At 72.5% G+C, this 19672-nt stretch carries 19 protein-coding genes; 7 read left to right on the forward strand and 12 right to left on the reverse strand.

Annotated features, from left to right (window positions below; all coding sequences use genetic code 11):
- Positions 1–172: 172 nt before the first annotated feature.
- Positions 173–664: a pyridoxamine 5'-phosphate oxidase family protein gene (locus J2X60_RS01770; protein WP_070418296.1), complete on the forward strand. Its 492-nt coding sequence runs from the start codon at positions 173–175 to the stop codon at positions 662–664.
- A gap of 70 nt (positions 665–734) precedes the next feature.
- Here the strand turns inward: J2X60_RS01770 and J2X60_RS01775 are convergent, their stop codons facing one another.
- On the reverse strand, positions 735–1979 hold the full coding sequence (locus tag J2X60_RS01775; protein WP_309886329.1) for a hypothetical protein: 1245 nt from the start codon (positions 1977–1979) through the stop codon (positions 735–737).
- A 249-nt stretch (positions 1980–2228) separates the two neighbouring features.
- Here J2X60_RS01775 and J2X60_RS01780 point away from each other — a divergent pair, with 249 nt between their 5' ends.
- A complete protein-coding gene (locus tag J2X60_RS01780; RefSeq protein WP_070418297.1) occupies positions 2229–2618 on the forward strand; it encodes a RidA family protein in 390 nt (129 codons plus the stop codon).
- 48 nt (positions 2619–2666) lie between these two features.
- Here the strand turns inward: J2X60_RS01780 and J2X60_RS01785 are convergent, their stop codons facing one another.
- The 5 genes from J2X60_RS01785 to J2X60_RS01805 are packed head-to-tail and all read right to left on the reverse strand — an operon-like array spanning position 2667 to position 7996.
- A complete protein-coding gene (locus J2X60_RS01785; protein WP_309886330.1) occupies positions 2667–4280 on the reverse strand; it encodes an amidohydrolase family protein in 1614 nt (537 codons plus the stop codon).
- Positions 4277–4939, reverse strand: a complete 663-nt coding sequence (locus tag J2X60_RS01790) for a bifunctional 4-hydroxy-2-oxoglutarate aldolase/2-dehydro-3-deoxy-phosphogluconate aldolase (RefSeq protein WP_309886331.1) — start codon at positions 4937–4939, stop codon at positions 4277–4279. Before J2X60_RS01790 ends, J2X60_RS01785 begins: the two co-directional genes overlap by 4 nt.
- 17 nt (positions 4940–4956) lie before the next feature.
- The gene (locus tag J2X60_RS01795; RefSeq protein WP_309886332.1) at positions 4957–5934 is read right to left on the reverse strand and encodes a sugar kinase; all 978 of its coding nucleotides are present in this window, start codon (positions 5932–5934) and stop codon (positions 4957–4959) included.
- Entirely contained in the window at positions 5931–6773 is an 843-nt protein-coding gene (locus J2X60_RS01800) for an IclR family transcriptional regulator (protein ID WP_071294560.1), read from the reverse strand. Before J2X60_RS01800 ends, J2X60_RS01795 begins: the two co-directional genes overlap by 4 nt.
- Entirely contained in the window at positions 6773–7996 is a 1224-nt protein-coding gene (locus tag J2X60_RS01805) for an alanine racemase (protein WP_309886333.1), read from the reverse strand. Before J2X60_RS01805 ends, J2X60_RS01800 begins: the two co-directional genes overlap by 1 nt.
- A gap of 156 nt (positions 7997–8152) precedes the next feature.
- On the opposite strand from J2X60_RS01805, the gene J2X60_RS01810 reads away from it, so the two are divergent.
- Both J2X60_RS01810 and J2X60_RS01815 read left to right on the forward strand, forming a co-directional pair.
- Positions 8153–9556 (forward strand): MFS transporter, encoded by a 1404-nt coding sequence (locus J2X60_RS01810; protein WP_071294558.1) that lies wholly within the window; start codon positions 8153–8155, stop codon positions 9554–9556.
- 134 nt (positions 9557–9690) lie between these two features.
- Positions 9691–10467, forward strand: a complete 777-nt coding sequence (locus tag J2X60_RS01815; RefSeq protein ID WP_083403156.1) for an endonuclease/exonuclease/phosphatase family protein — start codon at positions 9691–9693, stop codon at positions 10465–10467.
- A gap of 591 nt (positions 10468–11058) precedes the next feature.
- Here the strand turns inward: J2X60_RS01815 and J2X60_RS01820 are convergent.
- The 3 genes from J2X60_RS01820 to J2X60_RS01830 are packed head-to-tail and all read right to left on the reverse strand — an operon-like array spanning position 11059 to position 13717.
- Complete coding sequence (locus J2X60_RS01820) at positions 11059–11730, reverse strand: methionine ABC transporter permease (protein WP_217642545.1); 672 nt, start codon at positions 11728–11730, stop codon at positions 11059–11061.
- Positions 11727–12767, reverse strand: coding sequence for a methionine ABC transporter ATP-binding protein (locus J2X60_RS01825; protein WP_071302673.1), 1041 nt, complete (start codon positions 12765–12767; stop codon positions 11727–11729). Before J2X60_RS01825 ends, J2X60_RS01820 begins: the two co-directional genes overlap by 4 nt.
- Positions 12767–13717, reverse strand: coding sequence for a MetQ/NlpA family ABC transporter substrate-binding protein (locus tag J2X60_RS01830; RefSeq protein ID WP_309886334.1), 951 nt, complete (start codon positions 13715–13717; stop codon positions 12767–12769). The genes J2X60_RS01825 and J2X60_RS01830 overlap by 1 nt, the downstream gene beginning before the upstream one ends.
- Before the next feature lie 143 nt (positions 13718–13860).
- On the opposite strand from J2X60_RS01830, the gene J2X60_RS01835 reads away from it, so the two are divergent.
- Positions 13861–14349, forward strand: a complete 489-nt coding sequence (locus J2X60_RS01835; protein ID WP_309780086.1) for a 2'-5' RNA ligase family protein — start codon at positions 13861–13863, stop codon at positions 14347–14349.
- Positions 14350–14399: 50 nt separating this feature from the next.
- Here J2X60_RS01835 and J2X60_RS01840 read toward each other — a convergent pair whose 3' ends face one another.
- The 3 genes from J2X60_RS01840 to J2X60_RS01850 all read right to left on the reverse strand — a co-directional run bounded on the left by J2X60_RS01840 (position 14400) and on the right by J2X60_RS01850 (position 17561).
- Positions 14400–15647, reverse strand: a complete 1248-nt coding sequence (locus tag J2X60_RS01840) for a D-arabinono-1,4-lactone oxidase (protein ID WP_309780085.1) — start codon at positions 15645–15647, stop codon at positions 14400–14402.
- A gap of 43 nt (positions 15648–15690) precedes the next feature.
- Positions 15691–17169: an MDR family MFS transporter gene (locus J2X60_RS01845; protein WP_309886335.1), complete on the reverse strand. Its 1479-nt coding sequence runs from the start codon at positions 17167–17169 to the stop codon at positions 15691–15693.
- Positions 17170–17297: 128 nt separating this feature from the next.
- A complete protein-coding gene (locus J2X60_RS01850) occupies positions 17298–17561 on the reverse strand; it encodes an acylphosphatase (RefSeq protein ID WP_083403155.1) in 264 nt (87 codons plus the stop codon).
- A gap of 122 nt (positions 17562–17683) precedes the next feature.
- Here J2X60_RS01850 and J2X60_RS01855 point away from each other — a divergent pair, with 122 nt between their 5' ends.
- The gene (locus J2X60_RS01855; RefSeq protein WP_070418308.1) at positions 17684–18382 is read left to right on the forward strand and encodes an NrtR DNA-binding winged helix domain-containing protein; all 699 of its coding nucleotides are present in this window, start codon (positions 17684–17686) and stop codon (positions 18380–18382) included.
- A 16-nt stretch (positions 18383–18398) separates the two neighbouring features.
- Positions 18399–19670, forward strand: coding sequence for a quinolinate synthase NadA (nadA, locus tag J2X60_RS01860; RefSeq protein ID WP_071294552.1), 1272 nt, complete (start codon positions 18399–18401; stop codon positions 19668–19670).
- The last annotated feature ends 2 nt before the right edge of the window (positions 19671–19672 follow it).

Below are 19672 nucleotides of genomic sequence, written 5' to 3' on the forward strand. Positions count from 1 at the left end.
CACACTCCTGCACACTCCCGCCCACTCCCGCCCGCGACCGCGCCCGCACGGCCCCGGAGCCCCGTCCGCCGGACGCGCTCAGCGTCGAGGGGCAGACTGGCCGGAACGGACAGCGCCCCGAGGGCCGGCCGCACGTCGAGCACAACGGGGCGCACGACGCGAGAGGAGCACCATGACCGACACAGAGGCAGACCAGCGCGCAGCCATCTCGGACATCGTCCACGGAGCCCACACGGCTCTGCTGACGACCGTGAGCGAGGACGGCCAGCTCCACGCACGGCCCCTCGCCGTGCAGGACAAGGCGTTCCACGGCACACTCCGCTTCCTCGTGCAGGACGGGAGCGAGAAGGTCGAGGACATCGCCCGGAACCCGCACGTCAACGTCGCGATCGAGTCGCAGGGCGGGTACCTGTCGATCGCCGGGACCGCGACGGTCAGCCAGGACGACTCCGTCATCGACGAGCTGTGGTCCCCGTTCGCCGAAGCCTGGTTCCCGGACGGCCGCGAGGACCCCTCGATCCGACTCCTCACCGTCGAGGGCGACTCGGTCGAGTACTGGACGCAGGACACCGGCCCGGTCGGCAGCCTCGTGCAGACCCTCAAGGCAGCCATCGGCAAGCAGAGTCAGCCGGACACCGGCGACCACGGCACGATCGAGCTCTAGCGCCGAAGACGCACGCCCGGCACCGCGCCCGGTCCCCGCACACCGCGGGTGCCGGGCGTCATCCGTCCGGTCACGGCGGGCCGAGCAGCCAGAGCACGGCGACGAGCACCGGCTGCCCGAGGACCGCGCAGACCACCAGGGTCCACCGCATCCACGGCTTCGCCACGAGCTCCGGCGACCCGAACAGCGGCGCGAGCGGCATCAGGAGCCGGGGCGTCGAGGCCATCGGCAACGACACCGCGAGGACGTAGAGCGCGTACGAGGCCGAGAAGACCACGGTCGTGAACCCGAGGCGCCGGGTCGATCGACGCAGCAGCCAGACCGGGTACGACACGAGCAGGAACACCACGATGAGGATCCCGCCCACGCCCAACCACCGGCCGGCGATGAGGAACCACGGCGTGAGCGGCATGAAGTCCACCCGCCCGATGAAGTTCACCCACCAGGACATCTCGGTCTCGAGGTAGGCGTTCGGCGACCCGGTCACGTGCGCGGCGATGAGCGGCCACGCGAACCCGGCGACCACCATCACGACGCCGGCGGCAACGACCCGCACGCGCTCCGCCACGGGGAACGCGTCGAGCGACCGGACCCCCTCGGTCCGACGCGCCCGGATCCACCGCACCAGCGCGATGACCCCGAGGACGAGCGGGATCGCGAGGGCTCCGGGCCGGGTGAACGCAGCGACGACCCCGAGCACCGTGAGGAGCCCGTACCGCCGACGGTCGAGCGCGAGGAGCGCCCCGAACACGAGGGCGAGGAACATGCTCTCGGCGTACCCGACCTGCAGCAGGAACGACAGCGGACCGCACGTGAAGAAGAAGACCGCCCACATGGCCGCCGCCGACCCCGCACGGTCGCGGACGAGCCGGTGCAGCAGGTAGGTGGCGAGGAGTCCGGCGAGGAGTGCGATCGCCGGTGCGCCCACGTCGAACGGGACACCGGTCGACGCGGTCAGCATCCGGATCGTGAAGGGGAACGCCGGGAGGAACGCCCACGCGTTCTGCGCGACGTGGCCCGCGGCGTCGAGCGGCAGGGTCGTCGGGTACCCGTGCACCGAGATCTGCTCGTAGTACTGCCCGTCCCACGCCGTCAGGAAGTTGAGGAAGCCGTGGTCGTTGCCCCAGATCGCGTTCTCCGGCAGGGCGCGCCCGATGAGCGGGAACGCGAGCGCCAACCAGAACGTCGACACGATGCGCCCGCCGGTCCACACCAGGAGCACGGCGGCCCACGCCGGCAGGGCGGTCGCGAGGTCGAGGACACGGCGGCGTCCGCTCGCGATCGACTCCGTCAGGGTCCCGTCCAGGCGGCTCACCGCGGCGCTCCGCGGTGTTCGGGCATGGCAGAGGGCACGGTACGAGCGTAGACGGCGATTGCCTGGGTGTTCCTCACGGCTCGGCTCGGGAGGCGCGACTCGCGTTCTGCAGACCGGAACGAGCTCGGCGGGCGAGCGGGTCCGGCGCGGGGCGCTCACCTAGCCTGGGAGCGTCGTCATCCGGCCGCGACGGCGCGGTCGGTGCCGTGGGCGACGTCCGACCGACCCCGATCGACACCGAGGAGCACCGTGCCGAACAAGACCGCCATCGTGACCGACAACGCGCCGAAGCCCGCCGGCCCGTACAGCCAGGGGATCGTCGCGAACGGCTTCCTCTACACCGCCGGCTTCGGCCCGCAGGACCCGGCCACGGGCGAGATCGCCGACGACGTCGCCGGTCAGACCGCCCAGGTGCTCGCGAACGTCGCCGCCGTCCTGGCCGAGCACGGCGCCACGCTCGACGACGTCGTGAAGTCGACCGTCCACCTCGAGCACTCCGACCGCGACTTCCCCGCCTTCAACGAGGAGTACGCCAAGCACTTCTCGCAGCCGTACCCGGTCCGCACCACGGTGCAGTCGCACCTGGCGAACATCCTCGTCGAGATCGACGTCGTGGCGGTGCTCCCGACGGCGGAGTGACCCGGCCGGCCCCGGCGTGATCGCTCGGCGTGCTCGCTGAGCGAAGCCTCATCGACCCCCGGTGCGCGCACCGCCGGGACGGCTCGACGTCGTCCGGCGGATGCCGGCACCGGGGGTCGCGTGCGTCAGGGCGCCGTCGGTGAGCACCGGCACGCCCGCGACGAGGACGTCGTCGACGCCCTCGGCCAGCAGCATCGGCTCGGCGTACGTCGATCGGGCTCGGACGCGCTCGGGGTCGACGACGACGAGGTCGGCGATCCACCCGGGCGCGACGGCGCCGCGGTGCCCGAGTCCGAAGCGCTCGGCGGGCAGGGTCGACAGGTGCTGCTGGGCCTCCCACCACGTGAGCAGCCCGGGCCGTGCGTAGTCCCCGAGGTACCGTGCGAAGGTGCCGAACGCACGGGGGTGCGGGTGCGTCCCGACGAAGATGCCGTCGGACCCGCCGGTGTGGCCGCCGGACCGGAACAGCTCCGCCAGCTGCTCGGGCGTCCGCGGGTGCGGCACCCGCATCACGACCGTGACCTGCAGGTCCGAGTCGACCAGGACGTCGAGCGCGAGGTCGACCGCGTCCGTCCCGGTGGCTGTGGCGGCCTCGGCGAGGGTGCGGCCCTGCAGCGCGTGGAACTCGGGCGCGGGGACGTGCGAGAGCGTGATCTGCTCGGCCCAGCCCGGTCCGAGGTCGGCGCGCCCGAGGACCCGTTCGAGCACCGCGGCGCGGACGGCAGCGCGCCCGCCGTCCACTGCGAGCGCCCGGGCGAGGTCGTCGGTGCCCGGCCGGGCCAGGCCCGCGGGCAGGAGCAGCATCGACAGGATCGTGCAGCCGCGCGAGTACGGGTAGGCGTCGAACGACAGCGGGGCGCCCTGGGCCTCGGCGTGGGCGAGCTCCGCCAGCGCGATGTCGACGGGAGCGTGGAGGTGCGAGACGTGGGCACGGCCGCCGCCGGCGCGCACGATCCGGACGACCTCCTCGATGCCGGCGCCGGCGTTCGTCTCGTAGCCGCCGCGCATGTGGGTCACGTAGGTGCCGCCGGCGGCCGCGGACTCGGCGGCGAGGGCGGCGATCTCCGCGGTGCCGGCGTGGAGTCCGGGGACGTAGTCGAGGCCGGTCGCGAGCCCCACGGCGCCGTCCGTCATGCCCTGCCGAACGAGGGCGCGCATGGCGTCGAGCTGACCGGGGTCGGCCGGGGCCGGGTCGTCGCCCGTGACCTCGTGCCGGACGGTGCCGGCCGGCACGAGGGTGGCGACGTTCAGCGCGGTCGTGCCGTCGTACGTCGCGAGCAGCCCCGCGATGCCGCCGCCGCGGTACGTCGGGTGGGGGCCGTCGATCGCCGCGAAGTACCGTGCGGCGTAGGAGCCGTCGCCCGGTGCCGGACCGACGCCGTCCTGTCCGGTGACGATCGTCGTGACGCCCTGCCGGAGGAGGGCGAGCTGTACGGTCTCGTCGAACACGAGGGACCCGGCGTGGGAGTGCGCATCGACGAACCCGGGCATGACGAGCCGCCCGGTGCAGTCGACCACCGTTGCGTCGGCCACGGCCCGGAGGCGCTCGCCCGGACCGCCTCGCTCGGCGACCAGTCCGTCGCGGACGAGGACGTCCGACCGGTGGGCCGAGCCGTCGGTGTCGACGACGGAGCCGCCGGTGAGCAGGACCTCGGACGTCACCGTGCGAGCCCCGCGACGAGTCGCTCGGCGCGGGTGCGGAGGCCGTCCAGGTCGCCGGTCGTCAGGGCGTCACCGACGAGCGGCGACCCCAGGCCGACGGCGACGGCGCCGGCCGCCAGGTACTCGGACGCGTCCTCGACGCCGATGCCGCCCGTGGGGATGACGTCGACGAAGTCGAGCGGGGCGAGGACCTGCTTGAGGAACGCGGGGCCGCCGAGCTGTGCGGCCGGGAACACCTTGACCGCGCGCGCCCCGAGCTGCCAGGCGCGGACGATCTCGGTCGGGGTGGCGGCACCCGGGTACCAGCCCAGACCACGCTCGTGCGCCCGTTCCCCGATGCCCGCGTCGAGGTGCGGGCTCACCGCGAACACGGCACCCGCGGCGGCGGCCTCGTCGAGCTGTCGTGGTTCGAGGACCGTGCCGACGCCGATCGACGCGCCCGTGTCGTAGCGCTCGACGGCCCAGGCGATGCCCTCCCGCCAGCGGGGCGTGTTGGTCGTGATCTCGATCGCCCGGACCCCGGCCTCGACCAGTGTCGCGACGACGTCCTCGACGTGCTCACCCGTCCCGCCGCGCAGGATCGCGATCGCGGGGCCGGCGGCGTGCCGGTGGCGGACCCGGGGAGCGGCGGACGGGTCGGTGCTGGTGGTGTTCGTCATGGTCTTCGTTCCTCGCCTCAGCGGTCGACGCGGTCGTGGACGGCGTGGTCGACGTCCGTGGGGGTGGTCGGGTCGTGCAGCGCGGCCGGGTCCGGACGGCGCCAGTCGCTCTCGACCGTGCAGGCGAGCGCACCGGCGTCGGCGGCACGGTCGAGCGCCTCGGCCGTCGTGGCTCCGCCGAGGGTCGCCGCGAGCCAGCCCGCGACGAAGGCGTCACCGGCACCGACGGGGTCGACGACGCGCACCGGGGTCGCCGGGCGCCGCAGGAACGCACCGTCCACCGACGCCACCGCGCCCCGGGATCCGAGCTTGACGACGGCACGACCCCGGCCGAGGGCGGCGAGCTCGTGCGCGAGCGTCTCGTCGGTGCCCTCGTCGTCGCCGAGTCCGAGCACGAGTCGGGCCTCGTCGTCGCCGGCGAACACGATCGACGACCGTGCGGCGACGGTCCGGTAGCGGGCGCGGGCGGTCTCGGCGTCGATGAGCTTGGGCCGGTGGTTCACGTCGAAGGACACCGGGACCCCGGCGGCGTCCGCGCGGTCGAGCGCGGCCTCGACGGTGGCCCTGGCGTCCTCGGAGAGGGCGAGGGTGATGCCCGTGACGTGCAGGAGCGCTGCGCGTTCGACGGCGCTCGCCGGCAGGTCGCTCGCCCGCAGCGCCGACCCCGCCGAACCCCGGCGGTGGTAGGTCACCCGCGTGCGTCCGTCGGCCAGGCGCTCCTTCATCATGATGCCCGTCGAGCGGTCCGGGTCCGGCACCGCGACGACGTCGACGCCCGCGCTCCGGACGTCGCGCGTCACGCGGTCCCCGGCGGGGTCGGTGCCGACGCGGCCGATCCACGTCGTCGGGACACCGGCGCGCACGAGGCCGATCGCGACGTTGCTCTCGGCTCCGCCGGTGTCGACCAGCATGTGCTCGAGGTCGGGGACCGCACCCGTGTCCCCGCCGGTGAGGAGCAGCATCGTCTCCCCGAAGGTCAGGACGCGGCCGGTCACCGGGTGCCCTTCGCCAGGGCGAGCTGGGCGGAGGAGGAGCCGAGCGCGACCGAGATCTCCAGCGCGGTCCGGACGACGCCGTCGCCGAGTTCGCGGACGGCCGCGGCGGGGAACCGGGAGGCGAGCCCCGAGATGCTCATCGCGCCGACGACCTGGTTCGCGTGGTCGAGCACGGGCGCGGCGACGCAGCGGATGTCGGGCTCGTTCTCGCGGTCGTCGATGCCGTAGCCGCGGCCGTGCGTCCGGTCGATCTCGGCGCGCCAGCGGTCGTCGTCCACGATGGAGTGCTCGGTCATCGCCGTGGCCGGTTCCGCGAGCACCCGGTCGAGCAGCTCCGGCTCGCCGAACGCCACCATCGCCTTGCCCGAGGCCGTGTTCCGCATCGGCAGTCGGTTGCCGATCCGCGACCCCATCCGGACGGTGCCCCGCGTCTCGACCTTGTCGACGTAGACGATGTCGGTGCCGTCCGGGACGACGAGGTGGCAGGTGAGCCCCGTGCGTTCCGCGGTCCGCCGGAGGAACGGCGCTGCGGCGGCGCGGAGGTCGATGCCCTCGAGGTAGCTCTGCCCGAGCAGCAGCGCTCCGAGCCCGAGGGTGAAGCCGGCGTCCGGGGTGCGGCGCAGCAGGTCGTTCTCGAGCATCGGGGCGGTCAGCCGGAGCACGGTCGACTTCGAGGTGCCGAGCTCCGCGGCGAGCACCGTCAGCGACACCGACGGCTCGCCGTTCCGGGTGCGGTCGGCGATGCGGTCGAGCAGCCGGAGTCCGCGTCGGAGCGACAGGGCGGCGTTCCGTGCCGGAGCGTCCTCGGTGGAGGGGGCGACGGGGGTGGTGGCGCGCATCAGAACCACGTCGCGATCGTGTCGAGGACGGTCTCGTCGTCGTCGATGACGGTCACCTGGCGCCACTTGTCGAAGACGGTGCACGGGTGCGAGATGCCGAACACGACGACGTCGCCGGGCGTGAGCTCGGGTGCCCCGTCCGCCAGCGCGAGGTAGCAGTGCTGGTCGTCGAGGCGGGTGACGGTGACCGCCTCGGGGTCGTGTGCCACGGGGACGACGCCAGCCGCGCCTCCTGGGCCGACGTGCCGGACGGAACGGACGGAACGGACCACCGGCAGGCCCTCGTCGAAGGAGATGTCCCGCTTGCCGACCGCGACGAGCGCGAGCCCGGGCTCGGGGCACGACGTGACGCGTCCCCAGACCTCGATCGCGGCCAGGAGCGAGCCCTCGTCGGGGTGGCGACCGAAGGGGGTGCGCTCGGCGTAGAAGCCGTCGTCGTGCGTGAGGGACGCGCCGGACCGGAGCAGCACGTCGAGGTCGTCGGGGCGGGTGGCGACCGCGTCGACCACGCCGTCGAACCAGGCGCTGCCGCCCATGCTGAGCAGGGCGCGCGGGGCCTCGACCAGCGGGCGGACGGCTGCCGCGACGGCGAGCACCCCCTCGACGTAGGCGCGGGCGGCGTGCACGTCGGGCAGGCCGCCCTCGTACCCGGCGACGCCTCGGAGCGAGAGCCCCCGGTCGTGGGCGAGCTGTGCGAGGTCCCGTGCCTGCTGTGCGGTGCGGACGCCGGTGCGACCGCCGGGGAACCCGACCTCGACGACCACGTGCAGGTCGCCGTCGACCGCGTCCTGTGCCGCGCGGCCGGCCTCGACCCCGGCGGGGGAGTCGACCCAGCAGAGGAAGTCGGCGTCCGGGTCGGCGGCGCGGCGGGAGGCGAGCCAGGCGAGACCGGTGGGGTCGAGGACCTCGTTCGCGACGACGATCCGGTGGATGCCGTGCTCCCACGCGACCATCGCCTGCTGGACCGAGGCGACGGTGACGCCCCAGGCGCCGGCAGCGATCTGTCGTGCGGCCAGTGCCGGTGCCATGTGCGTCTTCATGTGCGGCGCGAAGAGCAGACCGTGCCGCTCGACGTACGCCTGCATCACGGCGGTGTTGTTCGCCAGTGCCGACTCGCGGAGGGTCATCACCGGCAGGTACGCGTGCTCGAGGACGTGCCGGCGCGCCGGTGCTGCCGGGTCGGGCGCGCCCTTCGTGGTGACCGTGCCGGGTGTGGTCGTCATCGATCCTCCTGTGCGTCTGCGGTGCCTCCACGGTCCCGGTGGGCGGGTGTCGGGGGCAACGCGCTCGTCCTCCTCATTCTGCGGTGCAGAACACCATCGCGTCAGCGCCGTCCCCGGACGTCACGGAAGCCGATCGGGCATAGCATTCGTCCTGCCATGACGACGACGATGACGACACGACGACGGGGGAGCACCGCGGTGGCCGTGCTCGTCGCAGGGACCTTCTTCATGGAGCTCCTCGACGGCACCATCCTGGCCACGGCCGCTCCTGCGATGGGTCGGGACCTCGGCGTCGACTCGGCGGCCATCGGCGTGGCGATCACGGCGTACCTGGTCACCCTCGCGGTGTTCATCCCCGTGAGCGGATGGTTGACCGACCGGATCGGCTCGCGGACGGTCTTCGCCGGCGCGATCGTCCTGTTCACCGTGGCGTCGGGGCTGTGCGCCCTCTCCACCGGGCTCGTCGACCTGACGATCTGGCGCATCGTGCAGGGGCTCGGCGGCGCGCTGATGGTCCCCGTCGGGCGGCTCGTCGTCCTGCGGAGCGCCGGACGCGAGCAGCTCGTCACGGCCATCGCGATCCTGACCTGGCCGGCCCTCGCCGCGCCGATCATCGCGCCGTTCGTGGGCGGCGTGCTCGTCGACACCCTGACGTGGCACTGGATCTTCCTCATCAACATCCCGCTCGGGGTCATCGCGTTCGTCGCCGCGCTCGTCCTCGTGCCGCAGGAGCGGGCGTCCGAGCGGGTGCCGTTCGACTGGTTCGGGTCGCTGCTCGCCTGCTTCGGCCTCGGGTCGCTCGTGGTCATGGCGTCCCTGCTCGCCCTCGATCGCGTGCCCGTCCTGGCGGTCGTGCTCTCCGGCGTCGTCGGGGCGGTCGGCTGCTGGCTGGCGATCTGGCACTTCCGCCGGGCACCGCACCCGATCATGGGGCTCGACTCGTTCCGGCTCGAGACCTTCCGGGTGTCGCACGCCGGCGGCAGCCTGTTCCGCCTGGCCGTCTCCGCCGTGCCGTTCGTCCTGCCGCTGCTGTTCCAGGACGCGTGGGGGTGGAGCGCCGTGCTCGCCGGGTCCGCCGTGCTGTGGGTCTTCGTCGGCAACCTCGGCATCAAGCCCATGACGACGCCGTTCCTCCGCTGGTTCGGGTACCGGCCGGTGATCATCGTGTCGAGCGCGGTCGCGGCGCTGAGCGTCGTCGCGATGGTGTTCATGACCGAGGACACCCCGTTCTGGCTCCTCGCCGTGCTCCTCGTCGTCAGCGGTGCGGCGCGGTCGGTGGGCTTCACGGCCTACAACACGATCGCGTTCGCCGACGTCGAGCAGGCGGACATGACCCCGGCGAACACGCTCTCGTCGACCCTGCAGCAGACCGCCGCCGGGTTCGGTGTCGCGGTCGGCGCCGTGGTCATCCGGGCCGCGTCGGGCCTCGGCGGATCCGGTCCGTACGACGCCGCGTTCTGGGTCATCGCCGCCCTGCTCGTCGTCGCCTGCGTCGAGGGCGTCCTGATGAGCCGTACAGCCGGTGAGACCGTCCGCCCCGCCCGTCGCGTCCGGGCCTGAGCGCGCATCGTCCGTTTTCCCCGCGGTCACACGCACGAAACCGAGGCCGCGCTACAGTCTCAGCAACAGTCCGCGAACGCCGAGTACGGTTGCCGCGGCAGGGCGACCGGAAACGCCCGGAACAGGAAGGCAGCATGGCCGCGCCAGAGCAGCAGGGGACGATCACAGCCGAGACGGCCGTGGAACCGACCGGGTTGCGCGTCGTCAGCTACAACCTCCGCGAGCACACCGCGAACGGCGAGCTCGCCTCCCTGGCTGAAGCGTCCCAGGCCGACGTCATCTGCGTGCAGGAGTGCGACAGCAACGACCTCGCCCCCTCGATCGCCGGCCTCTCCCTCGCCGCGTCGACCAAGGCGAACCGGCTCGGCCTCGCGATCTACAAGCGCGACGACCGGTTCGAGGTCGAGGACTTCAGCATCCACTCCCTGCAGAAGTCGCTGCACGACCGGGTCCTCGCGCCCGCGCACGAGCGCCTGATCGCGATGCACCTGCGCGACAAGGAGGTCGACGCCGAGGTCATCGTGGCGTCCTTCCACGCCTCACCCCTCACCGCCACGAACTCGCTGCGCCGCAAGCAGATCGAGGCCGCGCACCAGTTCGTCCGCGAGCTCTCGAACGACGCCCCGGCGATCATGGTCGGCGACTTCAACTACCCCTGGTTCCAGACGAACCTGCGCCGGAAGATCGAGCAGCACGGGTTCGCGCTGTCGCTCTCCGACCAGCCGACGTACCTGCGCTACCGCAAGTTCACGGGGCACTTCGACTTCGCCACGAGCGTGGGGCTGCACATCGCCGGCGTGGAGACCCTGCCCGCGGGCATCTCCGACCACCGGCCGATCCTGGTGCGTGCGCACTACGAGCACCCGGGCGCGACGGGCACCGTCGCCACCGTGGAGTCCCCGGCCGCCTGACGCGCCCGCCGAGGTGGTGCGACACGCCGCACGTGGGTCGCCGAGGTCTCACGAACTGCCGCGCGCTCGATGCAGGGACGGCAGGACGTGCGACCTCGGCCCGCGCGGTGACGGACGCACGCACAGGAGGCGCGGGGGGGGGGGCGGGGGGCCCCGCCGCCCCCCCCCCCCCGCGGGGGGGGCGGGGGGGGGGGCGGGGGCGGACGCGCCCCACCCCCCCGGAAACCCGCCCCGGGTGCGGGGCGGACCTCCCCCCCGCCCCCGCCGGCCGGGGGCGGGCGGGGGGGGGGGGGGGCCCCCCCCCCCCGGGGGGGGCCCCCCCCCCCCCCGGGGGGGGGGGGGGGGGCGGGGGCGCCCCCCCCCCCCGCCTCCAGGCCGTCGCGGTCGCAGGACATGCCGCCAGCGTGACGCCGAGGTCGCACGACGTGCCGCTGCGCGGTGCGGACGGCGGCACTTCGTGCGACCTCGGCCCCGCCGGGCGCGGCGCGCGCGCCGGGCGCCCGGGGCCCGCGCCGGGCGCCCGCGCGGGCCCGCGCGCGGGCGCGCGCGGGGCGCGCGGGGCGCGCGGGGCGCGCGCCGGGCGCCCTCGCGTCAGCGACGCAGGGTCGCCCGCGCCAGCCGGTTGCCGATGAACTGGCCGAGCTGCACGATGATGACGATCGCCGCCACCGACACGTACACGATCCACCAGTCGTACCGCTGCGACCCGTACGTGATCGCGTACTCGCCGAGCCCCCCGCCACCGATCAACGCTCCCTGCGCCGTCATGTCGACGATGCCGATGTAGATGAACGTGTAGCCGAGGATGAGCGGCCCGAGGCCCTCGGGGATGAGGACCGTGAGCAGGATCGACAGCGGGTGCGCTCCCGATGCCCGAGCCGCCTCGACGACGCCGGGGTCCACCGACAGCAGGTTCTGCTCGACGATCCGGGACACCGCGAACGACGCCGCGAGTGAGATCGCGAAGGTCACCGCGGGGACGCCGATCGTGGTCTGCACGACCACGCGGGAGAGCGGGGCGATCGCCGCCAGGAAGATCACGAACGGGATCGGCCGGACGAGGTTCACGACCACGTTGATGATCGTGTACGCGGCCCGGTTGCCGAGCAGGTTGCCCGGGCGGGTGGCGTACAGCGCGAGGCCGAGCGCCAGGCCGATGATGCCGGCGATGACGAGCGACACCAGGGACATCACGATCGTGTCGCGGATGGACGCGACGAAGACGTCGAACGTGTCGATCACGCTCTGGAACGAGTTGTTCACGCTGCGCCCTCCTCGTCGGTGGTGATGCGCGCGGCACGGAGGGCCGCGACGGCCGCGTCGATCTCGGACGGACCGGCCGCGGTCAGCTCGTAGGTGAGCGACCCGATCCGGCGTTCCCGGATCTCGCCGACCCCGCCGTAGACGAGCTCGGCGGTCACCCCGGCGGAGCGGAAGACCTGGTCGATGCGGTTCTGCAGCCCGGCCTCGTCGGTGATCTGGACCGTGACGAGGCGACCGGGGTGCCGTTCGCGCAGCCGTGCGACGGTCTCCGCCGAGGGCCGGTCGTGCAGGGCGGTCCGGACGAAGCGCTGGGCCGCGCCGGTCTGCGGGTTCGCGAACACGTCGTAGACGTCCCCGACCTCGACGACGCGCCCCTGCTCCATGACGGCGACGCGGTCGGCGATCTGTCGGACGGCGTCCATCTCGTGCGTGATGACGATGATCGTGACGCCGAGCTCCTTGTTCACCCGGCGGAGGAGCCCGAGGACCTCGGACGTGGTCTCGGGGTCGAGCGCGCTGGTCGCCTCGTCGGCGAGGAGCAGGTCGGGCGACGCCGCGAGCGCCCGGGCGATCCCGACGCGCTGCTTCTGCCCGCCGGAGAGCTGTTCGGGGTAGGCGTAGGCGCGGTCGAGGAGCCCGACGAAGTCGAGCAGCTCGGCGACCCGGCGGTCCCGTTCCTCCTTCGGCACGCCCGCGACCTTGAGCGGGTACGCGACGTTGCCGGCGATGGTGCGGGACCGGAAGAGGTTGAACTGCTGGAAGATCATCCCGATGTTGCGCCGTGCCGTCCGGCGGTCCCGCTCGGGCAGCGCCGTGAGCTCGTTGCCGGCGACCGTCACCGACCCGGACGAGGGCAGCTCGAGTGCGTTGACGAGCCGGACGAGCGTGGACTTGCCGGCACCGGAGTACCCGATGACGCCGAGGACCTCTCCCTGGTGCACGTCCAGGGAGACGTCCTCGACGGCCACCACGGTCTCGCCGGTGTCGGCGCGGCGGTAGTGCTTCGAGACGCCGCGGAGTTCGACGAGGACCGGCACTACTGCTTGGCCGCCTTCGCGTCCTGCTCGACCTTCGCGAGTTCCTCTTGCAAGGAGGACGCGCTCTCGTCGCGGCTGACCGCCTCGGGCAGGTCCTTCTTGAAGACCTTCTGCACGGACTCGTCCTGGAAGAGCTTCGCGAGGTCGAGGTAGGTCGTGTTGTCCTTGTCGGCGTTGCGCACGGCGAAGACGTTGACGTACGGTGCCGCGCTCGCGCTCGAGGGGTCGTCCTGGTAGATCGCGTCGGAGATCGGCAGGCCGGCGGCGGTGGCGTAGTTGTTGTTCACCACGGCGGCCGCGACCGAGCCCTGCTGCAGGGCGTTCGCCGTCTGCGAGGCGTTGAGCGGCTGGACGTCGACCTTCGACGACTCGATGTCGGTGGTCGTCGAGAAGGCCGACCCGCCGTCCTTGAGCGTGACGAGCTTCGCTGCCTGCAGGATGAGCAGCGCGCGGGCCTGGTTGATCGAGTCGTCCGGGATCGCGACCTTGGCGCCCTCGGGCAGGTCGGCGACGTCGTCGTACTTCGTCGCGTAGAGCGGCAGCGGGTAGACGGCCGTCGAGCCGATCGGCTGCAGGTCGTCGTTCGAGGTGACGTTGTAGTCGGCCAGGTACTGGATGTGCTGGAACTGGTTGATGTCCAGCTGCTTGTCCTTGAGCGCCGGGTTCGGCAGCGAGTAGTCGGAGAAGTTCGTCAGCTTGACCGTCACGTTGAGCTTCGACTTCGCCAGCTTCGTGTACGTGCTCCAGTAGGAGAGCGACTTGTCTGCGACACCGATCGTGACGGTCTTCGGCGAACCACCGGCGGCAGCGCCGTCGTCGGACGCGCCGGAGCGGACGGCGCCGACGATGAGGGCGACGACGATCGCGACGACGACCACCGCGGCGGCGATGATCCAGCCGATCGGGCGCTTGCCCTTCGGCTTCTCGGGCAGAGCGGGTGCAGCGGACATGTCGGAGCTCCTCGTGGGCAGTGCTGTGGGGGTCCGCGGTGGTCCGCGGCGTGCAGTCGAGTGTGACGGGCCGCCCGGCACGGTGCGAGTTCCGTTCCGCCGTGTTACATCGCTGTCACACGGTTCATTGGTTCACTCGGTACGTGCGCAGTCTCGAACTCGTCCTCGATCCGTCGTCGGACGCCGCCGTGCGCGCCGCGTGGGACGCGCTGGTCCGTGCGGACCTGCCGAGCCTCGGACGGTCGGACACCAACAGCCCCCACGTCACGCTGGCCGCCGGCGACGACCTCCGGATCCCGAGCGGGTTCGACGTGCCGGTGCCGTCGCGGCTCCGGCTCGGTGGCGTCCTGCTGTTCCCCGCGGGACCCGGGCGCTCGGTGCTCGCCCGCGCGGTGGTCGTCGGCCGTGCGCTCGCCGCGTTCCACGAGGCGGTGCACCGGGCGTCCCCGGGAGGGATCGAGACCACGTCGCCGGGGGCGTGGTCACCGCACCTGACGTTCGCGCGACGGGTCCGGGACGAGGACCTCGGTGCGGCCGTCGCGGCGCTCCGCGGGACCCCGCTCCCCGATCTCGTGGTCGGTGGCGTGCGGTTCTGGGACGGAGGGTCCAGGACGGTCACGCCGGTCGGGTGACGCGGGTTCGGCTCACGTCCGCGTCGTGACGATGGTCCAGGAGGCGCGGCTCACGTCCCCAGGACCCGCTCGCCGAACGACGACGCGAACGTCCGCTCCGGGTCGGCCGCCGCGACGAGGTCGCGGAAGTCGGCCAGCCGCGGGTACAGCCCGGCGATGGCGGCCGCGTCGAGGGAGCTCATCTTGCCCCAGTGCGGTCGTCCGTCGAACGGTGCGAGGAGCGCCTCGAGGTCCGGGAGCAACGCGGCCACCTCGGCCGGGTGCTTCTGCCACGTGAACGCGATGCAGAGCACGTCCTCGCCCTGCGTCGGGCTCAACCAGAACGGGTCCGCCGCCATCGTGCGGAGCTCGCAGACGTGCAGGTGCGGCTGGATGCGGGCGGCCATGGTCCGGACGGCGTCGAGTGCCGCACCCGCGTGCCGGAGGGGGACGAAGTGCTCGCTCTGCACCTCGGAGCCGTGGCTCGGCACGGAGTCGATCGGGAAGTGCGGCAGCCGGTCCCACCACGGCCCGACCGAGCCGTCCCGGGCGGTGTGGTGTCCGTCGCCGGGCGAGCCGGGCAGCCGGGGCGCGCCGAACAGCTCGTCCGGGACGGCCACGTCGTCGTCGCCGTCCGGCACGCGCGACTTCAGCAGGACCTCGCTCACCGTCTCGCCGAACACCGTGTACGAGCAGACGGACGTCGCGGCGGCGTGGACCTCGGCGACGTGGGCGGTGAAGGTGTCCCACGGGATCGGTCCGTAGGTGTCCTGGCGCATCCGGTAGCTCGGCTGGACGTCGAGCGTGACCCGGGTGAGGACGCCGAGCAGGCCGAGGTGGAGCACGGCGCCGTCGAACGCCGGGTCGTCGCGGTCGATCGTCCGTGCGGACCCGTCGGGCCCGAGCACCTCGAACGACCGGACCGCGGTGCTCAGCGACCCGAGTGCGGTGCCGGAACCGTGCGTGCCGGTCGCGATGGCGCCGGCGATCGAGATGTGGGGGAGCGACCCCGTGTTGTGCAGCGCGAACCCGGCGCGGTCGATCTCGGGCGCGACGACGCCGTAGCGGGTGCCGGCGCCCATCGTGACCGTCCGTCGCTCGGCGTCGACTGCGAGGTCGGTCGGGATCCCGGTGAGGTCGAGCAGCACGCCGGGGGCGTCCGGCGCGTCGTTGAACGAGTGCCGGGTACCGAGGCCGTGCACCCGGGGCGACCGGGCGACGATCTCGGCGGCCTCGTCGATCGACGACGGGCGGAGGACCCGTTCGGCCGTGTAGGTGACCGTGCCGGACCAGTTCAGCTCGCTCGTCGTCGACCGCATGACGCCCACGATGCCACGCGCACCCCGGCGCGTGCAGTTCCCGTCAGTGCATCGACGGTGCGGGGGTACCGTCCGGGGTCGCCGGGCGACGCACGAGGGAGCACATCACGATCCCGAACAGCGAGATCACCGCGCCGACGAGGAACGCCGTCCGCACGCCGGAGGCCGTGGCCTCGGCGAGGCCCGCGGCGCCGCTGCCGGCCTCCGCACCCGAGGCACCGATGGTGAGGAGCGTGACGAACAGCGCCGTGCCGGCGGCTCCGGCCAGCTGCTGCGCCGTGCCGAGGACCGCGCTGCCGTGCGAGTAGAGCTTCGGGGGCAGCCCGCCGAGCGCCGCGGTGAACAGCGGCGTGAAGGTGAGGGCGAGCCCGATGCTCAGGACGACGTGGGCGCCGAGGACGAACCACACGCTGGTGTCGACGCCGACGGTCGAGAGCGCCCAGAGGACGGCGCTGACGATGATCGAGCCCGGGATGAGCAGCACCCGCGGACCACGGCGGTCGTAGACGCGACCGACGATCGGGGACAGCAGACCCATGATGAGGCCGCCGGGCAGCAGGAGCAGGCCGACGTTCAGGACGTCGAGCCCGAGGACCCGCTCGAGGTAGATCGGCAGCAGGATCAGCGTGCCGAACATCGCCATGAAGCTCAGGCCCATCGCGACGATCGGGACGGTGAAGCCCTTCGTCTGGAAGGTGCGGAGGTCGAGCAGGGCGCGGTCGCCACGCTGCAGCCGGGTCTGCCGGAACACGAACAGGGCGAGGGCGAGGGCGCCGACGACGAGGGAGACGATCGGCACGAGCGGCCCGGTGGTGCCGGCCTCGCCGATGCTCGAGAGGCCGTAGACGATGCCGCCGAACGCGAAGGCGGACAGCACGACCGAGAGCACGTCGAGCGGGGCCTTGCGGGGCGTCGACACGTTGCGGACCTTGACCATGCCGAGGATCAGCGCGGCGAGGGCGATGGGCAGCACGAATCCGAAGAGCCAACGCCACGAGAAGGCGTTGAGGATGAGCCCGGAGATGGTCGGGCCGATCGCCGGGGCGACGGAGATGACGATCGAGATGTTGCCCATCACGCGGCCGCGGTGCGCCGGTTCGATGAGCGTGAGCACCGTCGTCATGAGCAGCGGCATCATGATCGCGGTCCCGCTGGCCTGCACGATGCGCCCGAGCAGCAGCATCGAGAACCCGGGCGCGAGCAGCGCGATCAGGGTGCCGGCCGAGAACAGGCTCATCGCCCAGACGAACACCGGCCGGGTGTTGAAGCGCTGCAGCAGGAACCCGGTGATCGGGATGACGACCGCCATGGTGAGCAGGAAGCCCGTGGTGAGCCACTGCCCGGTCGCGGCGCTGATGTCGAGGTCGTCCATGAGCCGCGGGAGCGCGACACCCATGATCGTCTCGTTGAGGATCACGACGAACGCCGAGACGAGCAGCAGCCCGATCACGAGTCGGGTCTCGCCGGCGGAGGGCTGCGCGACGCTCCCGGTGCGGGGTGCGGAATCGACGGCCTGGGTCATGCGGGGCTCCTGGTGGATCACGACTGGTGGAACGAGGGGGCGCCATGGGCGCAGACAGGGCAACCGCCTGAGTGGATTCGATTATTCCGCTTCGGTCCGACATCCGTCGACGTCGGGCGGCGACCGGGTCAGTGCAGGATCGCGAAGCCGTCGACGTCGCCGTGCGGCACCACCGCGCGGCAGGTCACGTCGGTGACCTCGGCGGACGGCGGGCCGGTCCGGATGAACGTCATCAGGGCGTCGACCGCGGGGGCCGGACCCTCGGCCTCGACCTCGACCGTGCCGTCGAACAGGTTGCGGGCGTACCCGGCGAGTTCGAGCCCGTCGGCCTTCCGTGCGGTCCAGTACCGGAAACCGACCCCCTGGACCGTCCCCGACACGACGGCGTGCATCCTCGTCACCGTAGTCATGCGGCTCAATGTAGGCGCGCGGTCCGACCAGGAGTTTTCGACGCTGTTTCCGTCTCGTGAAACCCGGTGATAGTGTCATCCCAACCCGAACACTTCGAGTCATCATGACACTTACTCCCGAGCTCCCCATCCGCGTCGCGGTCTCCACCGTGATCGTGGCGCTGCGCCCGCACCCGGACACCGGGGCGCCGGCGCTGTGGATGCCGCTCGTGCGTCGGGTGGCCGAGCCGTACGAGGGCGCGTGGGCGCTCCCCGGCGGTTGGGTACGGCCGGACGAAGGGCTCGAGGACTCCGCCGCGGCCCGTCTCCGCGAGACCACGAACGTCCAGCCGCGCTACCTCGAGCAGCTCTACGCCTTCGGCGACGTCGACCGCTCGCCGAGCCGCGTCGTGTCGATCGTGTACTGGGCCCTCGTCCACCCGGACGAGGCGAGTTCGGTCCCCGACGACTGGAACGTGCGGTGGTTCCTCGCCGACGAACACCCGCCGCTCGCCTTCGACCACGACCGGATCGTCGCGTACGCGCTCTGGCGGCTCCGCAACAAGATGTCGTACTCCCGGATCGCCCAGGCGTTCCTGGGGGACCGGTTCACCCTCGCCGAACTCCGCGGGGTGTACGAGGCGGTGCTCGGGCGTGCGCTCGACCCCGCGAACTTCCGTCGCCAGGTCGAGAAGACCGACGCGATCCTGCCGACGGACGAGACCACGAGCGGGGACCGGCACCGTCCGGCCCGGCTGTACCGCTCGAACCCCGACCTGGCCTACGCGGACAACGGTCCGCTGCAGCAGGGCAAGAAGCCGTAGAACCGAAGGAACACCCGTGTCCATCGCCACCACCATCGAACTGATCTCCAACGGTCAGGCCGCCGGCAGCACCTGCACGCCCGACCTGGCGATGCCGACGTGGGACTTCGACTCCCGGCCCGGCTACGGCCCCGGCTCGTCGATGTCGGACGTCATCCCGACCTCTGCACCCCGGCAGGGCGTCATCCCGGACGAGTACCGGAACGCCCCGGACGACGAGCTGCACGAACGCATCGAGCGGGCGAAGGCCACCCTCGGCGACCGCGTCGTGGTCCTCGGGCACTTCTACCAGCGCGACGAGGTCGTGCGGCACGCGGACTTCCTCGGCGACTCGTTCCAGCTCGCGAACGCCGCGCTGACGAAGCCCGACGCCGAGGCCATCGTGTTCTGCGGCGTGCACTTCATGGCCGAGACCGCGGACATCCTCGCCCGCGACGACCAGCGCGTGATCCTGCCGAACCTCGCCGCGGGCTGCTCGATGGCCGACATGGCCGACATCGACAGCGTCGAGGCGGCGTGGGCCGAGCTCGAGCAGGTCTACGGCACCGAGCCCGACGCCGACGGCCGCGTGCCGGTCATCCCCGTCACGTACATGAACTCCGCCGCGGACCTCAAGGCGTTCTGCGGGCGGCACGGCGGCATCGTGTGCACGTCGTCGAACGCCGCGACCGTCCTCGAGTGGGCGTTCGAGCGCGGGCAGCGCGTGCTCTTCTTCCCCGACCAGCACCTCGGCCGGAACACCGCCAAGGCGATGGGCATCAGCACGGACCTCATGCCGATGTGGAACCCGCGGAAGCCCCTCGGCGGCAACGACGAGCAGACCCTGCAGGACGCCAGGGTCGTCCTCTGGCACGGCTTCTGCTCGGTGCACCGCCGCTTCACCGTCGACCAGATCGACCAGGCCCGCCGCGAGCACCCCGGCGTGCAGGTCATCGTGCACCCCGAGTGCCCGATGGCCGTCGTCGACGCCGCCGACCACGCCGGCAGCACCGACCTCATCCGGAAGACCGTCGCAGCCGCCACCGAACCGACCACCTTCGCGATCGGCACCGAGATCAACATGGTGAACCGGCTCGCCGCCGAGTACCCGCAGCACACGATCTTCTGCCTCGACCCGGTGGTGTGCCCCTGCTCGACGATGTACCGCATCCACCCCGGCTACCTCGCCTGGGTCCTCGAGGCGCTCGTGCGCGGCGAGGTCCTCAACGAGATCGTCGTGCCGGCGGACGTCCAGGCCGACGCCAAGGTCGCACTCGAGCGCATGCTCGCCGCCCGACCCACGGTCTGACC

Origin of the sequence: Curtobacterium sp. 320, assembly GCF_031455235.1 — a bacterium.
GTDB lineage: Bacteria > Actinomycetota > Actinomycetes > Actinomycetales > Microbacteriaceae > Curtobacterium.

Coding starts and splice junctions, on each gene's coding strand:
- J2X60_RS01855 (WP_070418308.1), top strand. CDS start 17,684: ATGACACTTACTCCCGAGCTCCCCATCCGCGTCGCGGTCTCCACCGTG.
- J2X60_RS01790 (WP_309886331.1), bottom strand. CDS start 4,939: ATGACGAACACCACCAGCACCGACCCGTCCGCCGCTCCCCGGGTCCGC.
- J2X60_RS01840 (WP_309780085.1), bottom strand. CDS start 15,647: ATGCGGTCGACGACGAGCGAGCTGAACTGGTCCGGCACGGTCACCTAC.
- J2X60_RS01850 (WP_083403155.1), bottom strand. CDS start 17,561: ATGCACGCCGTCGTGTCGGGGACGGTCCAGGGGGTCGGTTTCCGGTAC.
- J2X60_RS01770 (WP_070418296.1), top strand. CDS start 173: ATGACCGACACAGAGGCAGACCAGCGCGCAGCCATCTCGGACATCGTC.
- J2X60_RS01845 (WP_309886335.1), bottom strand. CDS start 17,169: ATGACCCAGGCCGTCGATTCCGCACCCCGCACCGGGAGCGTCGCGCAG.
- J2X60_RS01800 (WP_071294560.1), bottom strand. CDS start 6,773: ATGCGCGCCACCACCCCCGTCGCCCCCTCCACCGAGGACGCTCCGGCA.
- J2X60_RS01815 (WP_083403156.1), top strand. CDS start 9,691: ATGGCCGCGCCAGAGCAGCAGGGGACGATCACAGCCGAGACGGCCGTG.
- J2X60_RS01810 (WP_071294558.1), top strand. CDS start 8,153: ATGACGACGACGATGACGACACGACGACGGGGGAGCACCGCGGTGGCC.
- J2X60_RS01805 (WP_309886333.1), bottom strand. CDS start 7,996: ATGACGACCACACCCGGCACGGTCACCACGAAGGGCGCGCCCGACCCG.
- J2X60_RS01830 (WP_309886334.1), bottom strand. CDS start 13,717: ATGTCCGCTGCACCCGCTCTGCCCGAGAAGCCGAAGGGCAAGCGCCCG.